Source organism: Klebsiella oxytoca NBRC 105695 (assembly GCF_001598695.1).
GTDB classification, from domain to species: Bacteria; Pseudomonadota; Gammaproteobacteria; order Enterobacterales; family Enterobacteriaceae; genus Klebsiella; species Klebsiella oxytoca.
Map to the genome: position 1 here is coordinate 1 of NZ_BCZK01000008.1, position 17,579 is coordinate 17,579.

Annotated in this window: 13 protein-coding genes and 1 pseudogene; 10 read left to right on the top strand and 4 right to left on the bottom strand. The window is 56.5% G+C overall.

Features of this window, described 5'->3' with window-relative positions:
* The first annotated feature begins 419 nt into the window (after positions 1-419).
* Positions 420-1,544, top strand: coding sequence for a ribosomal protein uL16 3-hydroxylase (locus tag KO1_RS14815; protein WP_004117641.1), 1,125 nt, complete (start codon positions 420-422; stop codon positions 1,542-1,544).
* A 66-nt stretch (positions 1,545-1,610) separates the two neighbouring features.
* On the opposite strand, the gene surE is transcribed toward KO1_RS14815, so the two are convergent.
* Positions 1,611-2,486, bottom strand: a complete 876-nt coding sequence (gene surE / locus KO1_RS14820) for a 5'/3'-nucleotidase SurE (protein WP_004108710.1) — start codon at positions 2,484-2,486, stop codon at positions 1,611-1,613.
* A 494-nt stretch (positions 2,487-2,980) separates the two neighbouring features.
* Here surE and KO1_RS14825 point away from each other — a divergent pair, with 494 nt between their 5' ends.
* Positions 2,981-3,760 carry a histidine phosphatase family protein gene (locus KO1_RS14825; protein ID WP_032728842.1) on the top strand — a complete coding sequence of 260 codons (780 nt, stop codon included), beginning with the start codon at positions 2,981-2,983 and terminating at the stop codon, positions 3,758-3,760.
* 84 nt (positions 3,761-3,844) lie between these two features.
* Positions 3,845-5,188 (top strand): OprD family outer membrane porin, encoded by a 1,344-nt coding sequence (locus KO1_RS14830; protein ID WP_024273672.1) that lies wholly within the window; start codon positions 3,845-3,847, stop codon positions 5,186-5,188.
* 41 nt (positions 5,189-5,229) lie between these two features.
* On the opposite strand, the gene KO1_RS14835 is transcribed toward KO1_RS14830, so the two are convergent.
* Positions 5,230-6,594: an MFS transporter gene (locus KO1_RS14835; protein ID WP_064406968.1), complete on the bottom strand. Its 1,365-nt coding sequence runs from the start codon at positions 6,592-6,594 to the stop codon at positions 5,230-5,232.
* Positions 6,595-7,158: 564 nt separating this feature from the next.
* Between KO1_RS14835 and KO1_RS14840 the strand changes: the two genes are divergently transcribed.
* The 6 genes from KO1_RS14840 to KO1_RS14865 all read left to right on the top strand — a co-directional run bounded on the left by KO1_RS14840 (position 7,159) and on the right by KO1_RS14865 (position 13,734).
* On the top strand, positions 7,159-8,808 hold the full coding sequence (locus KO1_RS14840; protein ID WP_004108719.1) for a signal transduction protein: 1,650 nt from the start codon (positions 7,159-7,161) through the stop codon (positions 8,806-8,808).
* 144 nt (positions 8,809-8,952) lie between these two features.
* A complete protein-coding gene (locus KO1_RS14845) occupies positions 8,953-10,404 on the top strand; it encodes an MFS transporter (protein ID WP_064356546.1) in 1,452 nt (483 codons plus the stop codon).
* 52 nt (positions 10,405-10,456) lie between these two features.
* Positions 10,457-11,560, top strand: a complete 1,104-nt coding sequence (locus KO1_RS14850) for a mandelate racemase/muconate lactonizing enzyme family protein (RefSeq protein WP_004108723.1) — start codon at positions 10,457-10,459, stop codon at positions 11,558-11,560.
* A 23-nt stretch (positions 11,561-11,583) separates the two neighbouring features.
* Positions 11,584-12,411 carry an SDR family oxidoreductase gene (locus tag KO1_RS14855; RefSeq protein ID WP_004108725.1) on the top strand — a complete coding sequence of 276 codons (828 nt, stop codon included), beginning with the start codon at positions 11,584-11,586 and terminating at the stop codon, positions 12,409-12,411.
* Entirely contained in the window at positions 12,405-13,316 is a 912-nt protein-coding gene (locus tag KO1_RS14860) for a dihydrodipicolinate synthase family protein (RefSeq protein WP_004108727.1), read from the top strand. Before KO1_RS14855 ends, KO1_RS14860 begins: the two co-directional genes overlap by 7 nt.
* Positions 13,303-13,734: a GlcG/HbpS family heme-binding protein gene (locus KO1_RS14865; RefSeq protein WP_047720397.1), complete on the top strand. Its 432-nt coding sequence runs from the start codon at positions 13,303-13,305 to the stop codon at positions 13,732-13,734. Before KO1_RS14860 ends, KO1_RS14865 begins: the two co-directional genes overlap by 14 nt.
* 136 nt (positions 13,735-13,870) lie before the next feature.
* Here the strand turns inward: KO1_RS14865 and KO1_RS14870 are convergent, their stop codons facing one another.
* On the bottom strand, positions 13,871-14,884 hold the full coding sequence (locus tag KO1_RS14870; protein WP_004117622.1) for a LacI family DNA-binding transcriptional regulator: 1,014 nt from the start codon (positions 14,882-14,884) through the stop codon (positions 13,871-13,873).
* Positions 14,885-15,094: 210 nt separating this feature from the next.
* Positions 15,095-16,125, bottom strand: a pseudogene (locus KO1_RS14875) (DUF1176 domain-containing protein).
* A gap of 383 nt (positions 16,126-16,508) precedes the next feature.
* On the opposite strand from KO1_RS14875, the gene KO1_RS14880 reads away from it, so the two are divergent.
* A complete protein-coding gene (locus tag KO1_RS14880) occupies positions 16,509-17,303 on the top strand; it encodes a DNA/RNA non-specific endonuclease (RefSeq protein WP_053064564.1) in 795 nt (264 codons plus the stop codon).
* The last annotated feature ends 276 nt before the right edge of the window (positions 17,304-17,579 follow it).

The following is a 17,579-nucleotide window of genomic DNA, read 5'->3' on the forward strand; positions in this document are numbered from 1 at the left end:
ATTACGCTTTCCTCTTTCAGAGTCAACCCTGTTTTTCAGGATTTTTTCTCTTCAACCAACCGGCTGTTTGTGTGAAGTGATTCACATCTGCCGTGTCAGTGGGAGCGCATTATAGGGAGCTGCCGGGATATAGCAACCCTAAAAATACAAAAAACTTATCAAGCGCTCATAATTTAAACTTTTCACGACTAACCTTTGCTACGAAAAACCGTAAGAACCCAGGCACCACAAGGCCTGCAGCGCATTTTAGCCAAAAATGAGATTTTGCAAAAAACGGCGTTACCCACTTCAGGTTTTCCCTCTTTTATGGTGCCGTTAGTTCAGATGATGAATTAAGCATCAGCCTTGACCCATGACAAAGCGGCTTGAGGGTGCATATTTCTATAATCAGGACCGTTTCTTCTTATTGGTATAAACCTATGGCTTATCAACTCAACATTAACTGGCCCGAGTTTTTAGAAAAGTACTGGCAAAAGCAGCCGGTGGTATTAAAGAAGGCTTTCGCGAATTTCGTCGATCCGATTACCCCGGATGAACTGGCCGGGCTGGCCATGGAACCGGAAGTCGATAGTCGACTGGTGAGCCTTAAGAATGGTCAATGGCAGGCCAGCAACGGGCCGTTTGAACATTTTGATGGCCTGGGCGAAACCGGCTGGTCGCTATTGGCTCAGGCGGTAAACCACTGGCACATGCCCGCCGCTGAGCTGGTGCGCCCTTTCCGCGTACTGCCGGACTGGCGTTTAGACGACCTGATGATCTCCTTTTCCGTTCCGGGCGGCGGCGTGGGCCCGCACATCGACCAGTACGATGTCTTTATTATTCAGGGCATGGGTAGCCGCCGCTGGCGCGTGGGCGATAAGCTGCCGATGCGTCAGTTCTGCCCGCATCCCGCGCTGCTGCACGTCGACCCGTTCCCGCCGATTATTGATGAGGATCTGGAGCCCGGCGATATTCTGTACATTCCGCCGGGATTCCCGCACGACGGAATCACTCACGAAACGGCGCTGAACTACTCCGTTGGCTTCCGCGGGCCAAACGGCCGCGATTTGATCAGCAGCTTTGCCGATTACGCGCTGGAAAACGATCTCGGCGGCGAGCACTACAGCGATCCGGATTTAACCTGCCGTGAACATCCGGGCCGGGTTGAAGAGTATGAACTGGAACGTCTGCGCGGCATGATGATCGAGATGATTAGCCAGCCGGAAGATTTCCGCCAGTGGTTTGGACGTTTTGCTACCACGCCGCGCCACGAGCTGGATATTGCGCCAGCTGAACCGCCTTATGCAGAAGAAGAGATTGTCGACGCACTGGAGGGAGGCGAAATGCTGACTCGCCTGAGCGGCCTGCGGGTACTGCACATCGGCGATAGCTTCTTTGTGAATAGTGAACAGCTTGAGCCAACCGAACCTGCGGCACTGGACGCGCTTTGCCGCTATACCCTGCTGGGTAAAGATGAGTTAGGTGAGGCCGCACTGCGCAATCCGGCCTTTATCGCCGAGCTGACCCGTTTGATTAACCAGGGCTATTGGTTCTTCGACGAATAGCCCTTCATCATCTGTTCATATAAAGAAGGCGCGAATAGCGCCTTCTTCTTTTATATCACTACGACGTTATTTTCCGAGCAGCGTCTCATACTGCGCCTGGAACTGCGGCGCGTTCCATGAACCATCAAACAGGGTGTAAGTAATATATCCTTTGTTGAGCCAGCCCGAGTCATTATCCCCTTCCGCCGGTTTTATCGCTTCCGGATTCATCGTCTGTTTTGCAGTGCCGTCCGCCAGCAGTTCATAACCAATCTGCGGCGCGGGGAACTGTTCATTCTCAATATAATGAACGCCCTTAATTTCAGCCGACGGCAGCGGCGGATAGTTAATGCTCAAACCGGACCCTTGCGGCAAAATCGGGCTTCCCGGTTTATGCGCGGCGTTAAGTTTATCAACCAGCGAGACAACGTAATCCACCGAGTCAGGCCAGTACTTATGCGTGCTCGGCCATTTGTTCTTCATCTCTTCTTCCGTGAATCGGTAGCCAATACTGGCGGCAATCGCCGGGAAGCCATAGCGAATGGCGCGGGCTGCAGCGCTAACGGTACCGGAGTTAACCTGCGCCATACCGGTATTGGGGCCGTCGTTAACGCCCGAGATCACCAGATCCGGCGGCGCGTCTTTCAGCACGCCCCACAGGCCGAAATCCAGCGCGTCGGCGGGCGTTCCCGGGAAGCAGTAGCGTTTGTCAGCGGCTTTTTTGACATCAAAGACCTTACCCGTCTTAAAGGTGATTGCCGACCCGATCCCGCTCTGATTCGTTGCCGGCGCCACCATCCAGACGTCATATCCTTTGGCCGCCAATTTTTCCTGCAGCGATGTGGTTCCCACAGACTGGCAGCCATCGTCGTTAACCAACAGTATTTTCAGCGGTTTTTCAGCAGCCTGTACGCCAGCGGCAGATAACGCCAGAATGGCGGCAGTCAGAATTTTCGTTCTCATCATCACTCCTTGTTAGGTAGCAGAGGTATTTATCAGGCGCAAAAAAAAACCTAAGACTCCTGCCGCACGCCAAATTGGCGGACAGGAGTCTTAGGTTTTGCCTGTGGTCAGTAACAATCCCAGAGTGAAGCGAAAATAACGCCAGTGCGCGGCAGAGTCCAGAGCGGACATCATTATTTTGTGACGGAGATCAATCCCCAATAATTATTTAAGTCAAAAACTGCCAATTATTCTGAAAATTAAACTTAAGATACATCTCAACCAGCAAAATTACCTTCATGAAGACGATCACATTTATTGACAATAACAATAAATAGAGGGTGTCTTTTTGCATAATTAGTGCTAACGTCGCCACTGTTGGATTGTTACTGTCAAGAACAGGCGAAACCTACGTCATAGAGTTCGAGCGAACATAGCTTTATTTATGCTTCGCGTCGAATATCTGACGTAGGTTTTTTTTTGCTTATAAAAAGACCATTCAGGTGGAGCGTTATATGAAGAAGTGGCTTATAGCATTAATGATAGCGGCAGGTGCGGCAACCTGCTCGGCAGCGGAAGTTAAAAACGACGATGGCGTGAATATCTATTTCGCTCGTCACGGCAAAACGCTGCTGAATACGTTTGACCGCGTACAGGGTTGGGCTGACTCCCCGCTTACTGAAGACGGCATTCGCGTCGCACGTTATCTCGGCGAGGGACTAAAAGGCATTCCATTTGATAGCTTCTATTCCAGCGATGCCGGACGTCAGCGTGAAACCATGCAGGTGATACTTAAGCAAGCCGGAGTAAGTGATTACAAACTTACTGAGCTAAGCGGCCTGCGGGAAGCCTTCTTCGGCGGTTTTGAAGGCGGCTATAACAAAGATATGGCCGACGCCGGCGCCAAACAGCTGGGGCTTAAAGATGGCGCTGCGCTGTTCAGCCAAATGAAAGCGGGCACCCTGGCCGTTGATACCAACCAGAATGCGCTGGCTGCAGCCGATCCCAAAGGCATGGCGGAAAACTATCAGCAGGTAAAAACCCGCACCCAGGCAGCGCTGCATACCATCGTTGAAAACGCGCAGGCCCGGGGCGATAAAAACGTGCTGGCGATTTCATCCGGTACCGCAATGCAGATCATGATTTCCGACTTAACGGACGATAACGCGAAAAACAAACCGCTTGCCAATGCCGCGGTGGTTAAAATTGTTTATAAAGACGGCAAATATACCGTTCCTGAAATCGGCACTATGAAATATGTCGAAGCCGGAAAACAGGCTCTCGATAAAAAATAATACCCACGCTTAATTATTTATTACGGCAGACTTCAGGCGAAAACACCTCGCCTGGATCGCTGCGTCCCTACTCTGGGGTTTATTATGAAAATCAATACTACAACAGTCGCCATTATGCTGCTGGCTATTCCCGCCAGCGCCTGGTCAGCTTCGACCACTAACAGCCTGAAGGAGCGCGATTATATCGATACCGTGCTCGACGATCCGTTATTCAGCCAGTCTCATCTGAATTTATCCTTTAAAAACTACTGGAAATATCTTAAGGAAGAAGAGACCGAGCCGAAGAAAGTCCATAATGCCTGGGGTCAGGGCGTCGCCGTCGATTATCAGTCCGGCTATTTTGCCGATATTATTGGCTTTGATGCCACATACTACGGGGCGGTAAAGCTCGGCGCCAGCGATTACTTTAACTCCCGCGGCGTACTCTATAACAACGGCAGCGGAAATAACAAAAGCAACGCTGAAGGCTTTTCCAAATTTGGTCAACGCAATATCAAGCTGCAGTATCGCCTGGCGGACACTCATCTGAACGCCCGCTGGGGCTGGCAGACGATGAAAAACTTTGGCGTCATCTCCAACTCGACCCGCCTCTCTCCGACCACCTACCTGGGCTGGACCGGCGCGGTGAACTACGGTCCCTTCACGCTGCGCGGCGCGTACATCGAAAGCGCGATGGATCGTAACTCGCCGGATAAGAAACGCTTCCAGACCAACAGCGGACAGTACATTAACCATATCGCCAGCGGCGATATTCTGTGGCAAAGCGAGCACCTGAACATGCAGTACGGCTATGGTGAAAGCGACAACTATCTGCGCCGCCATATTCTGTTTACCAATATTAAGCCGATAAAAGCGCTGAACATCGGTACTCAGGTCTACGCCACTCACGCGCTGGACGAGTATAAAGCGATGCCGGCAAATAAGCGTGACTTTGACGATGATGCCTGGCACATCGCCATGGATGTGAAGTGGCAGGCGGACAACTGGAGCACCAAGTGGGGTCTGGGCTATACCGATGCGAATAAGGCCAATGAAGTGGGCTTCTACCCGCGCCATATGAGTAAAAACTCGCGCGGGACCTTTATCTCAATGGCTTACGCCGGCAACGACTATATGCGCGACGGTGAACTGGTTCTCTCTAATATGTCGGACTATAACCTGACGCCGGAGCTGGCTATCGGTCTCGCCGGCAACATCGCCCAGTTTAACTACCGCGGCAACCACGTCCGTACCGGGGAAATTAACGCCTTCAGCCGCTGGGTGCCGACGCACCCGAGACTGAAAAATCTCACCGTCTGGGCGATGTTCGGGCCGGGCTGGTCCTATAAGATGAATGGCAAAACGCCGGTGCTTACCGACGGCCATTACAGCCGGGCCAACTCGCTCTCTTCGGAAGTGATTATCGAATATAAATTTAATCTGTTCTGATACGCCCGCCCCGCCGGTCATGGCGGGGCAACCCTCCCCGGCTACTTCTTCACCTCATTAAGCTCATCGTTATAGCTTTCCCGCGTCACGCAGACGCACAGGATGGTAATTAGCGCCATGCAGGCGAGAAACAGCGAGATGGGCCACGATGCGCCACCGGACCACACCAGCAGTAAGGTACCGATCATCGGCGTTAAGCCGCCGACGATATTCGCCAACTGGAAGCCGAGCGACACGCCGGTGTAGCGCACGCTGGTGTCAAAAAGCTCCGAAAAGAAGGCGGGCTGGACGCTGAACATCATGCCCAGCCCCACGGAATAGCAGAAGGTGGTGGCGAACATAAACATCTTCACCGAGCCGGAGTCGATCATCCAGAACAGCGGGAAGGCAAAGATCAGCGTGATCGCGGCGCCGGCCAGATAGACCGGTCGGCGGCCAATTTTATCGGACAGCCAGCCGAAGAAAGGAAAGGTAAAAATGCCGACAAAACTGGCCAGCAGCAGCCCGTTCAGCGCCGTTTCGCGAGTAAAGCTGAGTTCCCGGGTCACGTAGGACATAAAGAACGCCACCGTCAGCCAGCCCAGAACAATCTCCCCCATGCGCATACCCATCGCCAGGAATACCGCTTTACGGTGATGTTTGAGCACGGTGAGAACAGGAAACTTCTGCTCGGCCGCTTTCGGCGCGTTCTGCTGCTGCTTCTGATTCTCCTGAAACACCGGCGTCTCCTCGATCCTTGAGCGGATAAACATCCCGACAAACAGCAGCGCGATGCTTAACAGGAAAGGCACGCGCCAGCCCCAGGACATCAGGTCATCCTCCGGCAGCATCACCACCAGCGCAAAAACGCCGGTGGCGATAAACAGGCCAAGCACGTTGCCCAACTGAACAAAAGTGCCGAAAAAGCCCCGGCGATGGCGCGGCGCATACTCGGTGATCAACGTCGTCGCCCCGCCCCATTCGCCGCCGATGGCAAAGCCCTGGCAGAGGCGCAAAAAGATAAGTATCAACGGCGCTGCGTTGCCTATGGTGTCGTAGCTGGGGATTAACCCTATGAAAAACGTCGAAATCCCCATAATCATCAGCGACAGAACCAGCGATTTCTTGCGGCCGATCTTATCGCCATAGTGACCAAATACGATGGCACCGATGGGCCGGCTAACGAAGGTAATCGACAGCGTCAGGAAGGATACCAGCAGCGCCATCAGCGGCGAGAGGTTAGGAAAAAACAGCGACGGAAACACCAGCGCGGCGGCGGTGCCGTAGATAAAAAAGTCATAGAACTCAATCGTTGTGCCAGAAAGACCGGAGCCCAGCACGGTGAGCAGCTTTCTTCTTTCATGGGTTTGTTGCGATGTTTGTTCATTTTTTGCAGGGGCAATGGCGGGCGAGGTAAGCAGGGTCATCATTAAATCCTCTGTCCTGAATCATTATTGTTTAGTCGGGCAGCGCCTGGCTAACATCGTTGGCGAGGGAAAATCACCAACAAGCTAACTCGAATTAGCTAATTATAACAAGATACAGAAATTCACAACGTAAATGCTAAAAGAGTGTGACCAGGATCGGTTAAATTTTAACACTCCTGTCAATCACCCCAGACAAAATGCTCAAACGGAAAAATAAATAATTCAATAATTTCAATTCATTAAATATCAAACCTGAATTTACCGTCCTCGCTGCGCTTCCCGCCCGCCTTTCTGCACGCCTTTAAACCGCCTCAGCAAACTTTCCTCGTCACTTCACCCCACCTTTTAAAATAATGTTTTTAAAATTAATTAGTTAAAAATTTCACATTGATAGCCATCACAAATCCCCGGCAAAGGGTTTGTCCCTGTCTTTTTTTTATCCTAATTTGCTAATTCGAGTTAGCCATAGAAATCAGTCTGCCTGAAGCGGCTGATGCGGCGCTAATCCCTGCGCAGAACGATCAACGATAACTAAGCGACCTACCCCCTACAGGAGAAATTCACATGTTGAATTTAACGTTACCCGCCGAAGCCGGGCTTATTACCCCGCAGCCAGGCGAAGTCTTGATGGTCACCAATGCGGATCTCCGCGAACCGGCTAACGTCACCTGCTGGCCCACGCAGAAGCTGTTTGAACAGCGTCTGGAAACGGCGCTGGAAACATTAGGCTACCGCCTGCGCCGCGCCCATCCGGTCAACGAACGCCGCGGCCACGGGTTTATCAGCAGCCAGAAAGAGGGTAGCGAGCTGTTCGCCGGGATCGATCCGGATGCGCCGATTATTGTCCTGCTTACCGCCTGGCAATACTCCCATCACCTTGCGCCTTCGCTGGTACATCATCGCGGCCCTATTTTGCTGCTCGCCAATTTTGACGGCACCTGGCCGGGCCTCGTCGGCATGCTCTGTATGGCAGGCTGCCTCACCAGCCTGGAGCGCAACTACTCGCGGCTGTGGTCGGAAACCTTCGCCGACGAGGCGTTTATTCGCGGCCTGGACACCTGGCTGCGCGACGGCCATCTCAGCCATAAGCTCGGCTATCTGCATCCGGTTGCGCCCAGCGCGCCGCTGCTGGCCAGCGAAGCCGGACAGATTGGCGTGAAGGTTGGGCAGTCGATCCTCAAACACAAGGCCATTGTCGGCCTGTTCGATACCTTCTGTATGGGGATGATCAACGGCGTGTTCCCGCAAAAAGCGATGATCGACGTAGGGATGCCGGTGGAGTCGCTGTCGCAATCGGCGCTGCTGGTTGAAATGAACAAAGTGCCGACCGACCTGCGCGAAGCCTGTCTCGACTGGTATGAGACCCGCGGCATGCGCTTCCGGTTCGGCGCCGACGGGACGAAGGATCTGACCCGGGAGCAGGTGCTGGAACAGTGCGCGATGATGATCGCCATGGCGCGCTTCGTGAAGCGCTTCGGCCTGACGGCGGTGGGCGTGCAGTATCAGCAGGGGCTCAAAGACAGCTGCGCCGCCTCGGATTTTGCCGAAGGCGCCATCGGCAACGCGGAACGTTTCCCGATCCCTGATGAGAACGGCGAGATCGTCTGTCCGGACGCGCCGATCCCCTGCATCAACGAGGTGGATATGGGCAGCGCCATCCCACAGGTGATGCTGGCGAAGCTGCTCGGCGCACTGGGCATGGCGAGCGAAACCACCCTTCACGATATCCGCTGGGGTAGCGAATACAACGGCACGTTCTACTGGGATCTGGAGATCTCCGGCGCGGTGCCGTTCGCCCATCTGAAGGGCGGGATAGCCGGGGCCACCGGCTATCGCCAGCCGGCGATGTTCTTCCCCTACGGCGGCTCGACCATTGCCGGTCAGGGCAAAGCCGGACGCTTTATCTGGGCACGAGCGCATTACGAAGGTACCCAGGTGATCCTGCATATCGGCACCGGCACCGCCGTCGAACTGCCGCATGACGAATTCGAACGCCGCCGCCGGGCAACCAACTACGAGTGGCCATTACTCAACGCCGTTCTCGACGGGGTTTCGCGCGACGATTTAATGGCGGGCCACCAGAGCAACCATCTCAGTCTGGCTTATGTAGAAGAGGAGGTATTATCCGAAGTGCTGAACGCCTTTATTGCCCAGGCGCTGACGCAAAATATGAAAGTCTTTATCGCAGGCGATGCGCATTTATTAATGAAATAACAACTGATTCGCTTATGTAATTTTTACGTTGTTAGCGATCCTGGCAAACATCCGCTTCATTCGTCTCTTTATCGCCCATAAAGAGCGGATTAACGCGCATCTGTCCGGGCGGGCCCTCCGCCTGCCCGGATAAGAGAGGATTATATGTATCAGCAGCAACATATTGAATTTATTATCCAGAAGGCAAAGAAACGGCTCGATCAGCAGGAGGCCCCCGGCTGCACCAAAGCGGGATGGCTAATGATCACCGCATTATTAATTGAGTCATGGGATATTTATTCCATGGCGTTTATTTTATTCGCCCTGAAAGATATTTATGAGCCCAGCAGCTGGCTGCTTGGTTTTACCGCCGCCGGCACCCAGCTTGGCGCGGTGGTCGGCGCGCTGCTCGGCGGCTGGCTGACCGATAAGCTCGGACGGCGTAAAATTTTCCTCTGGTCGATGATCCTGTTCGCGATCTTCGCCGTTCTTCAGGGCCTGGCGCCCAATATGTACTGGCTGGCGATTATTCGCTGCCTCGCCGGGATCCCGGTGGGCGCGGACGTGGCTAACGGCTTTACCTACATCATGGAGGTGATGCCGAAGGGCAAGCGCGAAGTGATGGCTAACCGCTGGCAGTTTATGTTCGCGCTGGGGATTATCGCCGCCATTCTGCTGGTCACCACGCTGGTGACGCTTGATGTTCACCCGGATATGATCTGGCGCATCGTGCTGGCGGTCCCGGCGATCCCGGCCTGCCTGCTGCTGTTTATGCGTCGGGAGCTGCCGGAGACGCCGGCGTGGTTCGTCGAACGCGGCCGCTTTATCGAAGCGAAACAAGCCTCCCGTGACTATTACGGCGAACAGGATGGCCGTCTGCTGGACGACATTCTGCCCAACGAAAACGTCACCATCGCCGACCCGACGCTCAAAGAGACGCTGCACGATCTGTTCCGTCGTCCCTTTACCCGCCGCACCACCCTGTTCGGCTGGTTCTCCTGCGCCGTACAGTCGTTTGAAAACTACGCCTTCTCCTTCTTCCTGCCGCTGATCCTCGTCACCATCGGGATTTCCGGGCAGATCCAGAATAACCTCGCCCTGCTGGCGGTGAACTGTATCGCCGCGCTCTCGGCGTTTGTCGGCCCGCTGCTGTTGCCGAAGCTCGGGCATAAGGGGCTGAGCAAATACGGCTTCCTGCTGGTCACCATCGGCATCTCAATTTCGGCGTGGGGCGTCTACAGCAGCAGCTTTGGTTTTATCATTTTCGGCGCGGCGCTGATGCTGTGGGGCCATTACTGGGATTCCGAAAGCGGCATGACGGTGATCTCGCTGGTGGCAAAACCGCGCTATCGCGGCGTGGCCTCCGGCATCGGCTATACCATCGTCAAGGTCACCGCCTTCGTCACCACCCTGGTCTTCCCGGCCCTGTTTGAAGCGGTCGGCGTACCGGTCGCCTCAATGATTATCGCGATCGCGCCGTTCTGCGCCTTCCTCGCCTCGATCTTCCTGCTGCCGGAAGTCTTCGGTCATGCGGTGGGCGACGAGAACGATCGAGAACATGATGCCAGCCCGGCAATCGCCCTGGAGGGGCATGAATCCCCGGCCTCCAAACATTAACCGCCCGGGCCGCAGGGGCGGCCCCCGCTGAACCCATAAAGGAAGGAATCAGATGAACAGCACAAAAATGCCCGTGATTGAAAATATCGAACTGATGACCGCCCGCGTTCCGCTGCCGGAAGGCCCGTGGGGAGATCAAATTCACCACGTCACCGATATCGAAGTGGCGATAGTTGACGTCTACGGTTCTAACGGCCACGTCGGCACCGGCTTTAGCCACACTTCCGGCTGGTGCGGGAAAACCATCTCTGCGTTGATTGCCGAGATTATCCCTGACGTTATTGGCCAGCCGCTCTCCCCGCGCGGCCTGTGGCATCGCTCGTATAAACACGTACACGACGTCGGCGGCGCGGGCGTCACCACCCATGCCCTGGCGGCGCTGGATATTGCCTACTGGGATCTGTTAGGTAAAACCCTCAACGCGCCGATTATCGACATTCTTGGCCGCGTGCGCGATCGCGTTCCGCTGTACGGCAGCGGCATCAACCTACATCTGTCCATTGAGGAAGTGATCGACCAGGTCAAGCGCTGGAAAAGCACCGGCTATCTGGCGGCGAAAGTGAAAGTGGGCAAACCGACGCTGGAAGAGGACGTGGAGCGGCTGCGTAAGATTCAGGAGGCGGTGCCGGGCTTCCCGCTGGCGGTGGACGCCAACCAGGGCTGGAACTTCCCGCAGGCGCTGCGCGCGTTCAAGCTGTTCGAACCGCTTAACCTGCTGTGGATTGAGGAGCCGCTGCCCTCCGACGATATCGCCGGCCACCTGCGGCTGCGCGAGCGCAGCGCCACGCCCATCGCGCTGGGAGAAAACGTCTATAACTTAAATCAGTTTACGCAGTACATCGAGAGCGGCAGCGCGGATTACATCCAGGCGGATCTCGGCCGCGTCGGCGGGATCACCGGCTATCTGGATATCGCCGCCGTCGCCCGCGCGCACAACCTGCCGATGACGCCGCATTTTGTCATGGAGCTCAGCGCCAGCCTGCTGGCTACGGTGCCGAATATCTCATACGCCGAGATGACCGACGGCGGGCGCTGGAAAGATCTGCGCATCATCGCCGAAGCGGGCGAAGAGGTGGACGGCTACTACGTACCGAGCGAACGGCCGGGCCACGGCATTATTCTCGATCGTGATTACCTCGCAACCCACAAAATCTAACCACGCAGTGAGGGGAAAGGACAATGGAAGACACGTTATTCTCGGTTAAAGACAAGGTCATCATTGTGACCGGCGGCCTTGGACAGCTGGGGGCGCAGTACGTGAAGACGTTACACGAACGCGGCGCGAAAGTGGCGGCGCTGGCCACCCGCGTCGATGCCGCGCGCGTCGACCGCGTGCTGGGGGCGATTAAGGACTCCGACCGCCTGCTGTGCGCGGAAGTGAATATTACCGATAAAGCCAGCATTAACCGGGTGCTGGACAGCATTGAAGCGAAGTGGGGCGTGCCGGATGGCCTGGTCAACAACGCGGGCGTCGACACCCAGCCCAGCGCGCCGCCGGAAGTCTCCGGGCCGTTTGAGGAGTTCCCGGAAGAGGTGTTCCGCGAGGTGGTGGAAGTGAACCTGGTCGGCACCTTCCTGATGACCCAGCAGGTCGGCAAACGCATGAAGCAGGCCGGCAAAGGCGGCTCGATCATCAACGTCGGTTCGATCTACGGCGTGGTCTCTCCGGTGCAGGATATCTACAGCTACAAAAAAGAGGACACCGGCATTCCGTTCGTCAAACCGGTGGCCTATTCGGCGGCAAAGTCCGGGCTGTATAACTTTACCCGCTACTGCGCCACCTACTGGGGGCGCGACGGCATTCGCGTCAATACCCTGACCCTCTCCGGCGTCGAGCGCAGCGATCAGGACCCGCGCTTTCAGAAAAACTACACCCACCGTATTCCCATCGGGCGGATGGCGAAAGCCCACGAGTACAACGGCGCGGTGGTGTTTTTGCTCTCCGACGCCTCGGTCTATATGACCGGTTCCAACGTGGTGGTGGATGGAGGCTGGACCGCATGGTAAGCGATAAATGGCAGCGTTTTCGCGGCATTATCTCCGCGGTGGTGACGCCGATGCACGCCGATGAGTCGGTGAACTACGCGGCGCTGGACGCGCTCGCCCGCGCCCAGCTGGCGCGCGGGGTTGAAGGCTTTTACTGCTGCGGCTCCTCCGGGGAGGGACCGTTGCTGCGTTTCGATGAGCGCAGGCAGGTGCTGGCGACGCTGGTGCAGTCGGCGGGCGGTCAGGTGCCGGTGATCGCCCACGTCGGGACGCCACGCACCCGGGACGCCGTCGAGCTGGCGAAGCACGCCGAGCAGGACGGCGCCAGCGCGGTGTCGCTGGTGCCGCCCTACTACTACAAATATAGCCGCGAGGAGATTATCGCCTACTACCGTCGGGTGCTGGACGCCATTTCGATTCCGGTGATTTTGTATAATATTCCGCAGTTTACCGGCGTCGAGCTGGATGCCCAGAGCGCCGACGCGCTGCTCGGCGAAGAGCAGGTTCTGGGGGTGAAGCATACTTCGCATAACCTCTATTCGCTGGAACGCATGATCGCCCGCTACCCGGAGAAAGTCTTTTTTAACGGTTTCGATGAGATCTTCCTTTCCAGCCTCGCGGCGGGCGCGACGGCCACGGTTGGCACCACGGTTAACCTGCAGCCGGAGCTGTTTCTCGCCCTGCGCAGCGCTTTCCAGCAGGGCGACATCGCCCGGGCGCAGCGCCTGCAGCAGCAGATCAACGAGGTGGTGGAGCAGCTGGTCGCGCGCGGCGTGTTCCAGTCGGCGAAATATCTTGCCGCGAAAGAGACCGTCGATACCGGCCCCACCCGCGAGCCGTTTGTGGCGCTGACTGCGGCGCAGAAAGGCGAGCTGGATGACCTCTATCTGCGCTTACGGAGGTATATCGCCGATGCCGGACAATGACGCGTTCTGTCCCCAGGTCCGTCTGAACGATAGCGTTGTATGCCAGCAGGTCGCGCAGTTTTTACAGGAGACGGAAAGCGATGCGCGAACCCGGGGGCTGGCGGTGGCGGTTGTCGGGCCGGAGGGCGAGCTCATCGCCTTTGGCGCGCACGCTCGCTGCCCGCCGCTACCGCGCCAGCTGGCGCAGCGCAAGGCCTGGAGCGCCCTGCGCTTTCGCCGTCCGACGGCAACGCTGGCGCAAGAGGTCAGCTCCGGTACCCTGCAGCTGGCGGTATTTAACGACCCGCAGCTGCTGGCGATGCCGGGCGGCGAGCCGGTGATCGTCGACGGGCTGGCCATTGGCGGCGTCGGGATCAGCGGCCTGCCGCCAGAGCTGGACGCCGGGCTGGCGGCGCGGTTTGTTCAGCGATTGACTTGATGAGGGATCGTTAAGGGTTCCCGGATTGCGGCGCCCGCGCCTTATCCGGGCTACCTGCGCGCGCAGGATGCGGTATTTGTAGCCCCGGCCAGCATAGCGCAGCCGGGGATTGACGTGTTCACACAAGCCGTGTCATTTACTGGCTCCGCTGCTTCTCCACCGACAGCGGACGATGAATCAGGGTCATCGGCACGGTGATCTTCACATCGGCATTTTCCCCCTGCAGCTTCTGCTGCATCAGATGAAACGCGTGCTGCGCCCAGGCGTCCTCATCCTGGCGCATCGACCACACCGCGTTCGGCAGAAATCCCAGCATCTGGTGTTCATCGAAGGTGCCGATGGGAATATCCGACGGAATAAAGCCGTAGGTTTCCCGCAGCGCGCTCAGCGTCCCTTCCAGAATGGGCAGGGAGGAGGCGATAAACGCCTTCGGCGGCTCGCGGTGCTGACGGAGAAAATCGAGCATCAGCTGTTTGCCCTCTTCCTGACGGTTATGGCTGGCGGACAATATCCACTCCTTGCCGGCGGGCAGCTCGCTCAGGTAGCCCTGCAGACGACGCTGGATCGACGGCTGCTGGGTATCCCCGGCGATAAAAAAAATCGGCGAGACGTCCACCGCCTGGGTCATCGCCTGCACCAGCTTTTTGCTGCCATTGTAGTTATCGCTCACCACCAGCGACACGTCGCTCTCGCCAAAATCGCGGTCGAGCAGCACCAGCGGCCGCTTGCGCGCTACCTTCTGGTGATGCAGCTGCGTTTCCCGGGTAGAGGGCACCACGAAGAGCCCGTCAACGTTGCGCGCCAGCAGTCCTTCAACCAGACTGTTTTCATGCTCGCTGTCGCTGTAAGTGCAGGCAATCATTAGCTGATACCCCGCCTGACGGCAGCAGGCTTCGAGCTTTTCCGCCAGGGTGGAGAAAAACAGGTTGGATAAACGCGGGATCACCAGCCCTAAGGTCTCGGTTTTATTGAGCTTCAGGCTGCGGGCGATATGGTTAACGACCAGCCCGTTCTCGGCGATGTAATCATTAATACGCTGCTGCGTTTTGGCGCTGATGCGATACTGCTCAGCTTTGCCACCCAGCACCAGGCGCACGGTGGTAATCGAAATTTCCAGCGCCCTGGCGACTTGCTCAACGGTTTTGGCCATAAACTCATTTTCCATAACGAACAGAACGGCTTAATCATAAACTAATTCGAGTTAGCAATACATTAGCCGCGCTGTTATTTTGAACAAGGCGTCAGTTTTCTGCCGCCTCTGCCGCTCTCGATCGCGATCCTGCTACGCTGGCGATCGTTAAGATCCTTCTCCGCCCTCTCTGTCGACGTGTGTGCCGGGAGAGATTCTGGCCGTGCTATTTCACTTTACCGGTTTAACCTCGGTCACCCAGGTGGGGAGATCCCATGTCCCGCCGAGGCGAAGATAGCGGCACATCCCGGTGGTCGCTTCACGGCTTTTGCGGAACGTTGTGCCATCCCAGAGCCAGCTTGCCGTCCCCCAGCAATCGCCGAGCCCTCGCCCTTTCTGGCTCATAAAAATCTCGCCGTCACCATACTCAGAACCGGAGACCGTGATAAGCGTCGGATTGCCCTCAAGTTTGCTATCCACAACCCAATAGCCATATCCCTCGTTATAGGCCGCCCGCCAGCACAAGGCCGAAATCAGAGAATGGGCGTGATCCAGCGGCGTCAGGCTAATGGTTTCAGGCTTCTCGCCCTCCTCAGGCTGGAGGCGATCGCACCAATCATCGTTCTTTAGCGTGGCCAGAAGCTTCGGCTTGAGCACCGCCAGCTCAGGCGCGGTTAACGCTCTCTCCTGCGCTTTCTCAGGCATGACCCGGTGAATAACCGGGGCGGGAATCGCTGCCCGGACGCTATTTTCCGGCCTGTCGCCTTTTTTGGTCAATGCCCCTGGCGTGCCGATTCGCCCCTGAACATCGTCCATTTTCAGCAGTACCGCGTAAGCGCCTTCGCCGGAAAGCACGAACGGCGCCTCCGCGCCTGTAAATTCGACCTTCCCGCTGCCTTTGATAGCGTTAACGATCGCCCGGGCCTGTTTCTCCGACAGCGGCCAGCTCTCTTTTACGGGCTTCACATCGCCTGCCGGCTGGCCGTTGATCCACAGCGTCAGTTTGCCCGGCAGAACGTCGCCGTCGGTCACCTCCGCCAGCATCAGCTCTCCCGAGACGGCAGTGCCCGCTCCGGCCTGGCGGGTCAGCAGCACCGAACCTCCGCTTCCTTCTTCAGCGCTGTATCCCGCCGCCCGGCAGGTCAGCGTGTATCACACACCACTTCCCAGTCTTTGTGGCTGAATGAAACGCCTGTTTCCGCCAGCGCAGGGAGACTAAGTATGGCCAGTGCCAGCACGCCTCTCCTGCGTTCCTTTTTCATAACTTATCTCCTTAATCGGTCATCCGCGTAGTCTGAGTAATCCTCCTCGCAGAGAGAAGCGTTTTCCCCTGCCGCGACATTTTTTCAGACAACGACATGGATGCCGCACCGCTTTACGCTTCGCTGGACATATTCCCGCCCGTTCAGCCCGGCTGAAAATAGCGGGCAGCGAGTCTGATTACCTCATTCAACATCATTTCTGAGATCACAAAATAACATCCGCCGTGATGTTAAATCATCTTGTGATATTCCGCGCGGCTGCGACCGGCTAACTCTTTTTACGCTCTCACTTCATCTTTGCGATTCATAGGTGAATTCCGCTCTGATTATTCAGGGGGTTCTTTTATGCATCGATTCATCTTCTCTGTGACGTCATCAACAACATGAAGCTATTCAGAATATTCAGCGTATTGCCGTCGTTATTTTTTGCCGCCGCGTGCGTTGCCGGGTTATCCCACGTAGATAATTGTGAAGTGGGCTGCCCGACCGGTGGAAGCGACCAGACGCTGGTTCGCGAAGCCTATACGCTCAACAACAACAGCCACCGCAAATTCGCCAATTGGGTGGCGTATAAAATCACCAAAGCCAGCCTGGCCAGCGGGCGTTCGCGCAGCTGGAAGCGCGATCCGGATTTACCCGCTGCGGATACTCTCGCCCCCGCGGCATACAAAGGGGCCAGCGCAGCATTGGCGGTCGATCGCGGGCATCAGGCGCCGCTCGCCGGGCTGGGCGCCAGCGCAGACTGGCAGGCGTTAAACTATCTTTCCAATATCACCCCGCAGGCCTCCGCCCTGAATCAGGGGGCGTGGGCGCGGCTGGAGGATAAGGAGCGCGCCCTCGCCGAGCGCAGCGACGTGGCGGCGGTGTGGTCCGTTACCGGGCCGCTGTTCGAACGGCATATCGCCACCCTGCCCGCCGCGCCCGAGGTGGAGCTTCCCAGCGGCTACTGGAAGATTATTTTTATCGGCTCCAGTCCGGATAAGGGCGAATACGCGGCGTTTTTGCTGGATCAGGCGACGCCCAAAAGCGCCAGTTTTTGTGATTATCAAGTGACGGTGGAGGAGATTGAGCGGCGGACTCATCCGGCGCTCTCGTTCTGGTCCGCCCTGCCGGCAGGTATCGCTCGCCGCCTGAAGTCCCGGAAGGGTACGCTGGCAAAAGAGATGGGGTGCCCGTAATTGGGCACGGGCATCCTGTTGCGTGCATTATCTCGCTTTTATTTTTTGAATCTGCTTTACGGTTATTTCAGCAATATCAGGAAAGTCATTTTCCACAGGCGCTAATTAATAGCATCATGCATTCTGTTAATTCTTAATTTGCGGTTAAAGGCGTTTATTATGTCCGATTAAAGTCTGGACTTTATTTTTATTACTGGTTAGGTTTACAGGTGTTATTTAGCGCGGTGCGAATGTGTTGGCGCACACCCGCACCGCTGATCACAATTACTATTTACC